The organism is Devosia submarina (genome assembly GCF_003056345.1).
GTDB lineage: Bacteria > Pseudomonadota > Alphaproteobacteria > Rhizobiales > Devosiaceae > Devosia > Devosia submarina.
Map to the genome: position 1 here is coordinate 388,718 of NZ_PYWB01000001.1, position 13,987 is coordinate 402,704.

Consider the following 13,987-nt stretch of genomic DNA (forward strand, 5'->3'; position numbering starts at 1 on the left):
ACCCATGCGACAACTTTTCCCCCTATCCAGCGTTGAGGATTTGCCGACAGAGCTAGGCTAATTCCTGCACCGGATTGAGTTGTGAAGCGTCACCAGCAAAGCTTGCCGAACCGTCGCGCCGTCCTGCTTGGGGGCGGCGCTGCTTTTCTTTTGATGTCAGGCACTGCTTTGAGCAGTGCTCCCTTTGGGCAGGAGGTCGAAGCGGAGGTCAAATTGACGCCCTTCGACTTCGATACGTTTTCAGCTCGCATGAAGGATCTTGCGGGGCAGCCTTATGTGGCGCCGCAGTTCGAACTGCCTGAAAGCTTCGACGGCCTTGATTACGATGATTACCGTCGCATCCAGTTCCGCCCGGATCATGCCCTTTGGTCGGAACATGGGCTCGGGTTCCAGGTCCATGCATTCCACCCAGGCTGGCTCTTTAAGGAGCCCGTCAAGGTTTTCGAACTCCGCGACGGCATCGCCATGCCCGTCGAGTTTGGTGCCGCTGACTTCGACTACCATGATGCTGCAGTAGAAGAGCGCGTTGCCGGTACGACCTTTCCAGGCGTCGCAGGCATCCGCATCAACTACCCGCTTAATGCAGGCGATCGCATGGATGAGCTGGTGACCTTTCTTGGTGCGAGCTATTTCCGTGCCCTGGGCCGCGATAATATCTATGGCCTGAGCGCACGCGGCCTGCTGCTAAATTCCTGGCTTGATGTGCCCGAGGAGTTCCCCCGCTTTTCCGAATTTTATATCGAGCGTCCGGCAGTCGCGGGTGGTCCCGTGATTGTTTATGCAGCGCTCGAAAGCCCCAGCGTCACCGGCGCCTATCGTTTCGTTATCACGCCCGGCAGCGAGGCCGAGCAGTCAACAATCATGGACGTGACGGCCCGGTTAAACTTCCGGCAGGATGTCAGGGAATGGGGGGTGGCGCCGCTCACCTCGATGTTCCTGTTCGCCGAGGCCAATCGCGCAGGCTTCGATGATTACCGCCCCCAGGTTCACGACAGCAACGGATTGCTGATTGAGCGTGAAAGCGGAGAGGTGATGTGGCGTGCGTTGAACAATTCGCCTGCGTTGGGCAATTCCTATCTTTGGGAAAACAATCCGAAGGCCTTCGGACTTTATCAGCGCGGCCGTGAATTCGACACATATCAAGATGCTGGTGCCCATTACGAGCGCCGCCCATCCCTGCGCGTCGAACCAATTGGTTCATGGGGGCAAGGATCTATCCGGCTCATCGAAATCCCAGCAAAACTGGAAGTGGACGACAATATCGGGGCCTTCTGGATCCCCGCTGAACCGGCACTCGCAGGCCAATCGCGCGAGTTTGGGTATCGCCTTTTTTGGGGTGACCTCAATCCGGACACGAATTCGCGATTGGCTTATGTGGCCGAGACCCGCTCCGGGGCAGGTGGCGTGTCTGGCGTAGAAAACGCAACGAACCTTCGCAAGTTCGTCGTCGACTTTATGGGCGGCGAACTGGCGGACATTCCGGCGGAAACGCCACCAGATGTGGTGGCAACAGTTTCCGGCGGGGTGGCGCAGCACACTGTGCTGTCGCGCATTGATGCCAACGGGGCATGGCGTCTGGTCTTTGACGTTGAGACCGATGAAACGGCACCGCTCGAACTCAGGGCATACCTGGTCGGGTCGGGACGCCAGCTAACCGAAACCTGGCTCTATCAATGGAGGCCTGCGGCATGAAATATGACGGTAACTTTCCCTTTGGCAACGCATTACCGGACGCGCCTCTTCCTATGCCCAAGCAGCGGCTGGAAAATCAGCGCCGGTCTTTATTCGACGCTTTGCGGGATGTATTCTCGGTACTGGCAACACGCTGAGCCGGTTCCACATTTATGACACGGCCTTATTTGTTTCGCACCGGTGCCCTGCTTGTCGCGCTCTTTCTGAGCTGCTGCGCAGGCTATCTCTTTTTGCGCTTCACAGGCGAGAATGGCCTATCGGCATTGGATTTGTGCCGCACTGGCCTCGTGGTTCTGAGCAGTTTTTGGCTGGTTTGGGGCGGAACGGCGGGCGTGATGGGCGTTTTCGCCCCTTCTAGAACAGCCTCTATCAACGCACGCGTCCTTCCGCGTGGGATGACGGCTATCCTGGTGCCGATCTACAACGAGGATCCGACGCAAACCTTTGCGCGCATCGCCGCGATGAACCGCAGCCTGGTGGATCTTGGCATAGCCGATAAATTTCACATCGCCGTTTTGTCGGACACGCAATCACTCGAAGCCGCGACCCAGGAAGCTGTTTGGTTCGAGCACCTGCTCCGCGAGCCGATGAGTTCGGGCCGGATTTTCTATCGCCGTCGCGAGCGCAACCTTGGGCGTAAGGCCGGCAATATCGAGGACTTCGTTGCACGCTCGGGCGGTGCCTACGATTATGCGATCATCCTGGATGCCGACAGCCTCATGTCCGGCGAGACCATGGGTGAGATGGCGCGCCGCATGGATGCCGATCCAAAGCTTGGATTGCTGCAGACGGTGCCCAAGGTCATTCATGCCCGCACGCTGTTTGGGCGGTCCATGCAGTTTGCCGCGGGGTATCTGTCACCGAGCTTCGCGCGCGGCGCTTCGCTGATGCAGGGATCGGAGGGCCCATATTGGGGTCACAATGCCATTGTGCGGATGCGGGCATTCGCCGCCAGTTGTGGCTTGCCCGAACTCTCTGGCAAGCCCCCGTTCGGCGGCCATATTCTTAGTCACGACTATGTCGAGGCTGCCCTGCTTTCCCGCGCCGGATGGAAGGTGATGGTTGATCCCGACCTCGACGGTTCGTTTGAAGAAGGACCTGAAAATCTGATCGAGTATGCCAAGCGGGATCGCCGCTGGTGCCAGGGCAATTTGCAGCATCGCCGTCTTATAGGGGCGCCGGGGCTCAAGTTCTGGAGTCGCTTCACGTTTGTACAAGGGATTATGGCCTATTTCGCCTCGCCCTTGTGGCTCCTGCTCATGGTTTCGAGCATCTTTGCCGCGATCTACCCCGACCAGACCTCCTTGTTCGCACCTTCTGGAGCAACGAAAATCGATATCTGGGTGCTTGGAGTTGCCGTTGCCGCCGTGCTCGTCCTCCCAAAGCTCTTGATCATGATCCGCGGCGCCTTTGATGGGCACAACAAGCGCTTCGGCGGCAATCTGCGGGTCCTGGGTTCGGTTATTTCCGAGATCCTTTTCTCAACCATTCTTGCCCCAGTCATGCTGCTCTTGCAGACGCGGGCGGTCGCACAGGTTCTTCTGGGGCTCGACGGAGGTTGGCCTGCAACCGTGCGTGGACAAAACTGGATCAATCTCGAGATTGCTTTTCGCGCGTCCTGGTGGATTGCTCTTCTGGGCTTGGCAACCCTGGGCGGAACAATTGCCTTCGCACCACAGATTGTCATGTGGGTGGCACCAGCCATGCTCCCGGCGATCTTCGCGCCTCTACTGATCTCCATTAGCTCGAAGCCTCCTAAGGGGCTTAGGACACGGTTGGTGTTTCTAACGGATATGGAAATGGAGCCGGCCCCGATTATCCTCGAATACCAGAAGATCCTGCAGGATTGGACGCTTCCCGAGCCATCGGTCGAGCCGCTGACGGGCAGGGCGACCAGCTATGTCCCTGCCTGATACAGCGGCTGTCTCCCGGACAGCTGACCTCTCCCTTTCGGGCTGGGGGCAGCGTTTGTTGGGCCGCCCCAAGCCAGCAGAAGGCCTGGTTCACCCAGGCGGGCGTGACGAGAGGCTGGACATGTTCCGTGGCCTGGCACTGGTGATGATTTTCATCAACCATGTTCCGGGCACGTTTTACGAGGACTTCACTAACCGCAATTTTGGCTTTTCCGACGCCGCCGAGGCCTTTGTCTTCATGTCCGGCATGGCAGCGGGGCTGGCGTACTCAAGTCGCTTCCGCAGCGGCAGTCTATGGGCTGGAACGGCCAAGGTCTGGGCGCGGGCGCGCCAGCTCTATTTCGTTCACATCGTTATAACTATGCTGTGCCTGGCGATCTTCGCGGGCGCTGCGAAATGGCTCGGCTTCACCGAAGTGCTGACCAAGAATAATCTGGCTCCGCTTTTTCAAAAGCCGCTGAGCAGCCTCGTCGGCATTCCGCTGCTGACCCACCAGCTCGGCTACCTCAATATTCTCCCCCTTTATATGAGCTTGCTGCTGGCGACACCCCTCATCATCTTGGCAGGGCTCCGCTGGCCAGTGCGGGTGGCAATTGCTTCTGTCATGCTCTGGGCTGTCGCGGGTCAGTTCCGCTTAAACCTGCCGGCGTTTCCCAATCCTGGCGGCTGGTTCTTTAATCCCTTTGCCTGGCAGCTCCTTTTCACGATTGGATTGCTGTCGGGCAGCGCCATGAAGGTTGGTAGGACTTTCGTGCCCTATTCGAAGCTGCTTCTGACTCTGGCGCTTGGCATGCTGGTCTTCACCCTGATGTGGATGAAGATTCCGCTCTTCGGCAAGTTCATGAATGGTACGATGGGTTGGTTAAACGGCATGGGCGTGCCGTTCTATATCGTTTGGTTCGACAAGACCTTCCTGTCGCTGCCAAGGCTTTTACACGCTTTGGCACTGTTTTACGTGATGTCGAACTGGCTGCTTATTCGCCGCTTTGCAAGTTCGGCCGCGGCAACGCCGCTACGGTTGATGGGACGCCAAGGGCTGGCTGTCTTTGCCACGGGAACGGTGCTCAGCATGTTCCTCCAAGCCATTCGCACTCATAGCGAACCTGACATGTTGGCTGATGGCCTGATGCTCGGGACCGGGCTCCTGCTGTTGTTTGGTCTTGCTTGGGCCTTGACCAAAACTCAGGAGATTGGGCGCGCGAGGGCGGCTTAGAGGCGGTTGCGGAAGCGGCGCTGATAGTCGGGATTGTACAGGGAACTCTCCCGAAAATTCGCCGTACTCAGGCTTCGCCCCACAAAGATGATTGCGGTGCGCTCCACTGGCTCCTGGGCGAACAAGGTCTCGATTGTGTTGAGCGTCCCCCGGATGATCTTCTGATCCGCCCAGGAGGCGTGAAACACGATCGCCACCGGGCAATCGCCGCCGAGAACTGGCACAAGTTCCCGCACAACGCGATCTAGTGCGTGAATGGCCAGGTGGATCGCGACAGTTGCTCCTGTGACTGCGAAAGCGCTGAGCGTTTCCGTCTCCGGCATAGGTGAGGCGCGTCCCGAAACCCGCGTCAGCACCAGACTTTGTGCCACGGCAGGGATGGTCAGCTCGCGCCCAATAGCCGCAGCGGCCGCTGCAAAGGCGGGAACTCCTGGCGTGAGAGTATATGGTATCCCGAGCCGATCGAGCCGGCGCATCTGCTCAGCCACAGCGCTCCACACCGATAGATCGCCCGAATGGAGCCGCGCAACATCCTGTCCCGACTCATGCGCACTGAGGTACTCGGCTTCGATTTCATCCAGCGAAAGCGGTGCCGTGTCCACCAGCCTTGTGCCCGGCGAACACCACTCCAGCATTTCGGGCGGTACGATCGAGCCTGCAAAAAGGCAGACGGGGCACTCCCCGAGGAGCTTCATGCCACGTACGGTGATCAAATCGGCCGCGCCCGGTCCTGCGCCGATGAAGTGAACGGTCATCTATTTACCTCTGTAGCCTCATCCTGAGCCTGTCGAAGAACGAGGGCGTGGCACGAACCCTTCGACTGTCCTCATAGGTCGACAAGCTCGCCATGGGTCTTCAGTTTTCTTGGTTCTTGACCCAGACCCATTGCGTAATCGGCATGGCGGGACGCCAGCCTGTCATGGAGCCGACAACGTCGGCCCGTGCCACTGCAATTCGCGTGAGGCGACCGCCAAGTTGGGCATGCTGAGCCAGCATCACGGCCTCTAACTCCAGGGTGACAGCATTGGCGACAAGCCGCCCACCCGGACGCAGCGCCGCAATGGCTGCCTCGATCACGCCCGCGTCCGATCCGCCCCCGCCGATAAACACGGCGTGTGGCGATGGCAAATCCAACAACGCATCCGGCGCCTGGCCGATCACGATCTGCAGGTCGGGCACACCAAAACGACCAGCATTACGCGAAATGCGTGCGGCCCGATCAGGATCGGCTTCGATGGCTACAGCGTGCAGGGTCGGATCGGCCAACATCCACTCGATGGCAATAGAGCCGGACCCTGCTCCAATGTCCCACAACACTTCTCCACGCCGTGGTGCCAAGGCCGACAGCGTCAGTGCTCGCACCTCCCGCTTGGTGATCTGGCCGTCATGCTCAAACAATCCATCATCAAGCCCGCACGTAAACGGCAGGACACGCGCCTGAGGCAGGGCCACAACGCTGATGGCGCAGATGTTGAGGGGATCGATACCAGCCAAATCAAAGTTCATGGCAACGGCCGAGCGGATATTCTCGTCCGGTCCGCCTAGTGCCTCAAGAACCGTCACGATGGAAATGCCGAAGCCGGCTTCGGCGAGCAGGTGGGCTAGATCAACAGGGCCGTGCTCATCCGAGGTTAACGCCAAAATGCGAGCCCCGGGATGCAGATACGGCCGGATGAGATCGAGCGGACGGCCGTGCAGGGAAAGCGTGACAATATCCTGAAGGGGCCACCCCAATTTTGCTGCGGCAAGGCTGAACGAGGATGGATGCGGGAAAACCTGCATCTGGCTGGCATCCACATGGCGGCTCAGCGTTGCGCCTACGCCAAAATGGAATGGATCGCCCGAGGCAAGCACGCACACCTGGCGGCCCTTGAGCGACAGGATGGCGTCAATGGATTGGCTGAAGGGCGTGAGCCAGGACCTTGGCTCGCCCGAAATGGCCGCGCCAGCAAGTTCAAGGTGGCGGGCGCCTCCAAATACGAACTCGGCGCTCGAAATAGCGGCTCGGGCTGCCTCGCCCAATCCGCTCAATCCATCTTCGCCGATGCCGACAATGGAGAGCCAGCTCATGGTTTCTCACCTATGGAGCGCGGTGAATAGACCAGCGGGGGCAGGTCTTCGCGCTCGATAATCCGTGTCTCGGGCGAGCCGATGATGACGCAAGTTGCCATGTCGGCGCGCGCGGGATCAGCTTCGGCCAAGGTCATTGTCGTTATAGATTCATCTGGCCGACCAGCAGCGCGGCCGAAGATCACCGGCGTTGACCAAGGCAGCACTTCCCGCAGAATGGCAAAGGCCGTGCCCAGCTGCCACGGACGCGCCTTTGAAATGGGATTATAGAGCGCGATCACAAAACCGGCGCTGGCCACGGCGCGTAGACGCGTCTCGATGATTGCCCATGGCTTGAGGTTGTCGGACAGCGACATGGCGCAGAAATCATGGCCGAGCGGTGCGCCGGATCGTGCCGCAACGGCCAGCATGGCGGTGACGCCCGGTACGATCTGTACATCGAGGGCGCGCCAGGCAGGAGGGCCCGCCTCGATGGCTTCGCAAATGGCGGCCGCCATGGCAAACACGCCCGGATCACCTCCCGAAACTACACAGACCTTTTCACCCGAGGCTGCAGTATGCAGCGCATCCCTCGCGCGGGCCAGCTCTTCTCGATTGTCCGAAGCGACGCGGCGCTGATCGTCTCGCAGGGTTAGGCGGTCAAGATAAGGGCCATAGCCAAAAAACACATGCGAGGCCGCAATGGCAGCGAGCGCTTCTGGCGTCGTCTGGTCGGGATTGCCGGGCCCCGTGCCTACCACGATCAGCCTGCCGGTCATGGGCGTGTGCTCCAGCCGGGCACCAGGACGAGCGCAAAATAGGGCGCTACATCATCTGGCTTGTCGGCAAGGCGGATCGAGTGGCCGTCGGCCATGGTGCCCCGTTCAACATAAACCGCGCTATCGAGGCGGCCCGCCGTGGCGATTGCCCGGCGAATTTTGGGAAGGTTGCGCCCGACCTTCATGATGACCGCCCCGCCCGCGTCATCGAGCCGGGCTGCAAGTTCAGTTTCTTCAAGCGTTCCCGGCAGCACCGACAGGATATCGTCACCCTGGACCAGCGGCAGGCCGGCCTGTGACCAGCAGCCCGACATAGCGGTGATGCCAGGAATAACTTCGGTGGGATAACGGTGCGCGAGGCGCACATGCAGGTGCATGTAGCTACCGTAAAACAGCGGGTCGCCTTCACTGAGCACGGCTACGGTACGACCGAGATCAAGATGCGCCGCAACGCGTTCGGCCGCTTGGGCGTAAAATTCGGCCATGGCGCTTTTGTAGCGCTCGTCATGGCGGTGAATCTCGGTGGTTACGGGATAGCCGAGTTCTTCTTCAAGCTGGCTGGTCATCAGCTCGGCGACGATTGCGCGAGCATTGCTCCGATTGCCCTGCTTTGCGAAATAGGCGACGACGTCGGCGCCTTTGACAGCGCGAACGGCCTTGAGCGTGAGTAGCTCCGGATCGCCCGGGCCGGTGCCGACGCCAAAAAGCTTACCCGTCATATGCCGCGCCTCGCCAAGGCGTTGAGCGCTGCAGCCGTCATGGCCGAGCCACCTAGTCGGCCGCGGACGATGGCATAGGGTACGCCATAGGAGTGCTCGGCCAGTGCAGCCTTGGATTCAGCTGCACCCACAAAACCCACTGGCATGCCGATGATGGCCGCGGGCTTCAGCGCGCCGTCGCGCAGGAGTTCGAGCAGGAAGAACAGGGCGGTCGGGGCATTGCCGATGGCGACAACTGATCCTTCCAGGCGCGGCAGCCAGAGCCGCAGGGCAGCTGCAGAACGGGTGTTGCCGAGCTCCGCCGCGAGGGCCGGAGTTTGCGGATCACGCAGTGTGCAGATCACCTCATTCTGTGCGGGTAAACGCGCAGCAGTGACGCCACGCGCGACCATCTCCGCATCGCAGAAGATCGGTGCGCCGCTGGCGAGCGCCGTTCGCGCCGCAGGAACGAACCCCTGGCCGAACTCGAAATGGTCAGCTGCTTCGACCGAGCCCGCAGCATGGATCATGCGCACGGCGAGTTCGGCCTCGTCGGATGAAAAGCGCGAAAGATCGGCTTCCGCGCGGATGATGGCGAAGGACTGCGCATAGATCGCGTCGCCATCCTTGATGTAGTCGTAAGTGATCATCGTCATCCCTAGCGGGCGGCGAGCGAGGACTCAAGCTGGTCCGCTTGCAACACTGTCCGGGGCGTATCGCCTGCCTTGCCGCCGATGACAAGGCCATAGCCATCAGCGCGGCCCACAAGGGTAATGTCGGCGGGGGGGGGATGGGCGCAGCCCTTTGCGCAGCCAGAAACGTGTAAACGGGTCTTCTCGGGCAGGTGAGCCGCAATCCGCGCCGCCAGAACCCGCGCTGGAATGTGGCCGGAAGCACAGCCGTCGCTGCCGATGCAGGCGCTGATGCGGGTGCGGGGATCGGACGATGTGGTGATGAAGCCGAGTTGCGCTGCTCGTTGGGTGAACGCGGTGCCGGCGCCGATGGCAAGCAGACCGTGGTGTGGGGCCAGCCTAATTTCGGTGACGCCCATCTGCCCAGCGGTGCAGGCCAGAGCGGCAAGGTCTTCTGCCGCTATGGAGCCGAAGGGCAGGGCAACACCCGCTGCAACAGAACTGCGGAGCGTGAAATCTCCAATGGGAGAACTTCCCGCTTGAGCCTGCGATTGTTTCGACGGGGGCACTAGGTCAGCCGCGCGAGCAGTGGGACCAAGACCGGCGAGCTGCTGGAGGAGCTCGGAGACACGAGCAAGGGCTTCGCTGAAAGCAAGCTCTTCGGCAGTACCTTCCGCCACGAACAGATGCCATCTGCCAGCAGCCACGGCCACGAGCCGAATGTCCGCCTTCAGGCCGCTCAGGCTGATCTGCCCGCCGCCATCGACAATGATTGTGACCTTGGGGCCAAGTAGCCCGGCAAAAGGCTGCGCCATATTGCGAATGGCTTCGGCAAGAGGACGTGGGTCGCTGAACTCGCTGGGGTCGTCGCCTCCTAATGGTGGTGTTTCAACGACCAGTCCGGTTTCGATCGCAACGATGCCCATGATTGCTCGAGCAAAAAGCCTGCTCGACTGCTCAGTTAGCCCGCGTACCTGGAGATTGCCGCGAGCGGTGATTTCCAGAAGGCCGTTTCCGTGCTGGCGGGCTTGCTGTGCAATTGCTTTGAGCTGCTCAGGGCCGAGGCGTCCGCCCACAATCCGCAGGCGCGCCAGCAGGCCATCGCCGGTACGCATCGGCTCATCAAGCGACGGGCAGGCGCCACGGCGCGAAAAGGGCAGGGCAGCAATGGGCTGGGCCAGGGACATGGGGATGTATTTACCCCATTTTGCGCCTGGCACAAAAACAAAGGGCGCCACATGGGCGCCCTTTGCGGATATAGCCAGCCGATCAGAATGGGCTGTCGGGGAAGTAGAATTCCTCGGCGTTCTCCTGGGTGATCAGCGGCGCGCCCAGGATATAGGTGCCGGTGACAGGACCATTCGAGGTGTAGTGCGCAACGGTCACGTCCATGGCCGTCGCGATTTGTGCAGGCGAATAAAGCACGTCGACTGGCACCAGGGCGTCGCCGTCCATGACGCCCTTGATGATTTCCTTCATGCCAGCGCCGCCGACCACGAACATTTCGCTTTCACGACCTGCCTGCTTGATGGCTTCCACAACGCCCAGGGTGATGTCGTCGTCCTGTGCCCAGACAGCGTCGATGTCGGGGAAGCGCGACAAGAAGTCCTGCATCACTTCAAAGCCGTCATCGCGGTTCCAGTTGGCAAATTCGTCATCAAGAACGTTGATGCCCGAACCTTCCATGGCACCCATGAAAGCGTCGAAGCGCTCTGTGTCCAGCACGGTTGGAATACCGCGCAGGATGACGATGTTGTCGCCTTCGTTGAGACGGCTCTTAATGTACTCGGCCGAGTTCACGCCCATTTCGGTGTTATTGCCCGAAACATAGATGTCCTGGATGGTCGGATCGGTCAGGCCGCGATCAACCACTGTGATGAACGCGCCCGCATCCTTAACGGCACGGACAGGCTCGGTCAGTGGCTCGGATTCGAATGGCAGCACCACGAGGGCATCGATCTGCTGCACCGAAACCAAATCCTCGAGATCGCTGGCCTGGTCTTCCGGGCCATCAGCGGTCACGATGACGAGGTCGATATTCGGATGAGCCGCTTCCAGGCGCTTCTCGGCTTCTGCGGCATGCCAGTTGAGGCCACCCATGAAGCCGTGCGTCGCGGCCGGAATAGACACGCCGATCTTGATCTTCTCGTCCTGCGCCACGGCGCCGCCGACCAGGGCGCTGGTCGCCAACAGGCCCAGTGCAATCGCTTTCAAAGACATATGTTTAGTCCTCCCTACTAAAATATGACGCCAGTTTCCGGCGCCGATTATCCCGCCCGTGTCGGGCGTGGAATTCTGTTGCAGTGCCGATACCCGGCTCCACTAGCCTCACGGTGAGGTCTCCGGATGGTTTGCTCTTCTATTCTGCCGCCTTCTTGCGTCCAGTGCGCAGGGAACCGCGCTGCAGGTACACTGCTGCGACGATGATTACGCCCTGAACCGCCCCGTTGAGGTAGTTGGAAATGATCTCGGTCAGGTTCAGAATATTGCCGATGGCAGTCAGGATCAGTGCCCCGATAACGGTGCCGCCGACCCGGCCGAAGCCGCCCTTGAGCATGGTGCCGCCGATAATCACTGCAGCGATTGCTTCCAACTCCCACAGCACGCCCGTTGCGGCGGAGGCCGAGCCAAGCCGCGGAACATAAATGATGGTCGCCAGCGATACGCACAGCCCCTGCAGGATATAGGTGGCTGTCTTGACGCGGTCGACCTTGATCGCTGAATAGCGCGCCACGTGCTCATTGGAGCCGATCGCCATGCAATAGCGCCCGAATGCCGTACGGTTCATCAGCACCCAGCCCACAATGGCAACGAGGATGAAGACCCAGACGGGGTAGGGAATGCGCAGGAAGCTGTCATAGTAGACCGGGCGGTAGATATCACGCGCGCCGGTTGCCAGCGAAAGCGTGCCGCCATCGGCAAAATAGGTCACCAGCGAGCGGTAGATGCCCATGGTGCCAAGCGTGACGATGAACGCTTCGATCTTGGCCTTGGTGGTGAGGAAGCCGTTGATGAAGCCTGCGCCAACGCCCAGGATCAGCGAGCAACCGATGCCGAACAGCACGGTCCAGAGCGACGCCCCCATGGCGCCGACGGCCCAATTCATGACGATGATCATGACGCCGGCAATGAAAGCCGCCATCGAGCCCACCGACAGATCGATTCCACCCGCGGTGATCACGAAGGTCGCGCCCACGGCGATGATGCCGATAAAGGCCGAGCGCGTCAGGATATTGGTGATATTGCCCTCGCCCAGGAACAGCGGGTTCAGCAAATATCCCAGGATCACCAGCAAGATCAGAGCCAGCAATGGTCCCAATGTCTTGAAGTCGATGCGCAAGCCCCTGGCCGGCTTTGCCCCCTCATGCGCTGATACGCTCATCGTCCCCACCCTGCTTGATGCCTGCGGCGTACCGCATGATTTCTGCTTCCACGATTTCGGCGCCTTCGAGCTTGCCCGCCAGACGCCCCTCCCGCATCACCAGGACGCGGTGGCTCAGTCCGATCACTTCCTGCATCTCCGACGAGATCAGGATGATCGACTTTCCCTCGGCCGCCAGCGCCGCAATGATGTGGTAGATCTGTTGCTTGGTGCCGACGTCGATGCCGCGCGTCGGCTCGTCCATGATGATGATGTCGGGCTCGCTTTCCATGGTCTTGCCCAGCATCAGCTTCTGCTGGTTGCCGCCGGAAAGCTGCCCCACGCGCACCGAAGCGTCCCGTGCGCGGATGTCGAAGCGGCGCACTGCCCGCTCCAGCGCCTGTGCTTCGCTGTTCTGGTCAAGGAATCCGCCCTTGAGATGTTTCTTGAGCGTAAGTAACGTCAGGTTTGGCTGGAGGCCCATGTTGAGCAGCAGCCCGCGGCCTTTTCGATCCTTGGTCATATAGGCGAGGCCCGCAGCGACGGACTTGGCCACCTCGCTGAAATCGGCAGCCTTGCCATTCATGCTGACTTCGCCTGCCGTTTTGTGGGTCAGCCCCACGACGGCCTCGGCAACAGCGGTTCGCCCAGAGCCGATCAAACCTGCAAAGCCGAGGATTTCGCCGCGGCGGAGATCAAACGAAATCTCGTTGACGCCGGGCGCCTGCAGGCCACGCACCGAGAGAACAACGGGAGCATCCACGTCAGGTTCGTGCTTGGGCGGATAAAGGTTGGACAGTTCGCGCCCGACCATCATCTGCGCAATGGAGTCGGGCGTCAGTGCCTCGGTTGAGACGGTCGCAATCAACTGACCATCACGCAGGACAGTAACGCGATCGGCCAAATCCATGATTTCATCGAGCTTGTGGGAGATGAAGATCACCGCAACGCCCCGGGCGGTAAGCCGCCGGATTTGCTCGAAAAGGGTCTCGGTTTCCCCAACCGACAGCACGGCGGTGGGCTCATCCATGATCAGCACGCGCGCATCGCGGCTGATCGCCTTGGCAATCTCCACCATCTGCTTGTCGGCAACGGACAGGGTGTTGATGCGCGCGTCGGGATCAACATGGACGTGAAGCGTGTCCAGCACTTCAGCCGAACGGCGGCGCATCTCAGCAAGGTCTAGGAAGCCGTACTTCTTGATTTCCCGGCCAAGGAAAATGGAGTCCGACACCGTCAGATGTTCAGCCAGGTTCAATTCCTGGTGGATCAAGACGATCCCCATGGCTTCGGCTTCCCCGTTAGGCGGAAGGGTGACGGCCTTGCCATCAAAATGAATGGTGCCGGAGGTGGGCTGCTCGATGCCCGAGAGAACCTTGATAAGGGTCGACTTGCCTGCGCCGTTTTCACCAATAATGGCGTGTACTTCGCCCGGCTTGATGTCGAAGTCGATGCTGAACAGAACGGGGATCTCGCCAAACGACTTGCTGATCCTGTGCGCTGACAGGACAGCCTGCTCGGCTATGCCTTGAGCATTGCTCATGCGTAATACCCCTCCCGGACCGCGACCGAATTAGCTCCGGTTCTTCGCTCATCGCGCAATGATGTAAAGGTTTTCATCACACGTGTAAAGGTTTACACTGCGTCAAA

12 protein-coding genes are annotated in these 13,987 nt (G+C 60.3%); 3 read left to right on the top strand and 9 right to left on the bottom strand.

The features are described 5' to 3' along the window. Positions 1-81: 81 nt before the first annotated feature. The 3 genes from DDE77_RS01745 (at position 82) to DDE77_RS01755 (ending at position 4,818) form a co-directional block, all read left to right on the top strand. The gene (locus tag DDE77_RS01745; RefSeq protein WP_245895050.1) at positions 82-1,692 is read left to right on the top strand and encodes an OpgD/OpgG family glucan biosynthesis protein; all 1,611 of its coding nucleotides are present in this window, start codon (positions 82-84) and stop codon (positions 1,690-1,692) included. Between the two features lie 152 nt (positions 1,693-1,844). Further along, positions 1,845-3,605 carry a glucans biosynthesis glucosyltransferase MdoH gene (gene mdoH, locus DDE77_RS01750; RefSeq protein ID WP_108395696.1) on the top strand — a complete coding sequence of 587 codons (1,761 nt, stop codon included), beginning with the start codon at positions 1,845-1,847 and terminating at the stop codon, positions 3,603-3,605. Then, positions 3,592-4,818: an OpgC family protein gene (locus DDE77_RS01755; RefSeq protein WP_108395697.1), complete on the top strand. Its 1,227-nt coding sequence runs from the start codon at positions 3,592-3,594 to the stop codon at positions 4,816-4,818. The genes mdoH and DDE77_RS01755 overlap by 14 nt, the downstream gene beginning before the upstream one ends. Here DDE77_RS01755 and cobM read toward each other — a convergent pair. The 9 genes from cobM to DDE77_RS01800 form a co-directional block, all read right to left on the bottom strand. Then, the gene (gene cobM / locus DDE77_RS01760) at positions 4,815-5,573 is read right to left on the bottom strand and encodes a precorrin-4 C(11)-methyltransferase (protein ID WP_108395698.1); all 759 of its coding nucleotides are present in this window, start codon (positions 5,571-5,573) and stop codon (positions 4,815-4,817) included. The two genes, DDE77_RS01755 and cobM, sit on opposite strands and share 4 nt — an antisense overlap. A gap of 100 nt (positions 5,574-5,673) precedes the next feature. Further along, complete coding sequence (gene cbiE, locus DDE77_RS01765; protein ID WP_108395699.1) at positions 5,674-6,888, bottom strand: precorrin-6y C5,15-methyltransferase (decarboxylating) subunit CbiE; 1,215 nt, start codon at positions 6,886-6,888, stop codon at positions 5,674-5,676. Further along, positions 6,885-7,646: a precorrin-3B C(17)-methyltransferase gene (locus DDE77_RS01770; RefSeq protein WP_108395700.1), complete on the bottom strand. Its 762-nt coding sequence runs from the start codon at positions 7,644-7,646 to the stop codon at positions 6,885-6,887. Before DDE77_RS01770 ends, cbiE begins: the two co-directional genes overlap by 4 nt. After that, positions 7,643-8,365: a precorrin-2 C(20)-methyltransferase gene (locus tag DDE77_RS01775; RefSeq protein WP_108395701.1), complete on the bottom strand. Its 723-nt coding sequence runs from the start codon at positions 8,363-8,365 to the stop codon at positions 7,643-7,645. Before DDE77_RS01775 ends, DDE77_RS01770 begins: the two co-directional genes overlap by 4 nt. Next, positions 8,362-8,994, bottom strand: a complete 633-nt coding sequence (locus DDE77_RS01780; protein WP_108395882.1) for a precorrin-8X methylmutase — start codon at positions 8,992-8,994, stop codon at positions 8,362-8,364. Before DDE77_RS01780 ends, DDE77_RS01775 begins: the two co-directional genes overlap by 4 nt. A gap of 8 nt (positions 8,995-9,002) precedes the next feature. Beyond that, a complete protein-coding gene (gene cobG, locus DDE77_RS01785; protein ID WP_108395702.1) occupies positions 9,003-10,163 on the bottom strand; it encodes a precorrin-3B synthase in 1,161 nt (386 codons plus the stop codon). An 82-nt stretch (positions 10,164-10,245) separates the two neighbouring features. Then, complete coding sequence (locus DDE77_RS01790; protein WP_108395703.1) at positions 10,246-11,196, bottom strand: substrate-binding domain-containing protein; 951 nt, start codon at positions 11,194-11,196, stop codon at positions 10,246-10,248. Positions 11,197-11,335: 139 nt separating this feature from the next. Next, entirely contained in the window at positions 11,336-12,358 is a 1,023-nt protein-coding gene (locus tag DDE77_RS01795) for an ABC transporter permease (RefSeq protein ID WP_108395704.1), read from the bottom strand. Then, positions 12,339-13,880, bottom strand: coding sequence for a sugar ABC transporter ATP-binding protein (locus DDE77_RS01800; protein ID WP_108395705.1), 1,542 nt, complete (start codon positions 13,878-13,880; stop codon positions 12,339-12,341). The genes DDE77_RS01795 and DDE77_RS01800 overlap by 20 nt, the downstream gene beginning before the upstream one ends. Positions 13,881-13,987: the final 107 nt, after the last annotated feature.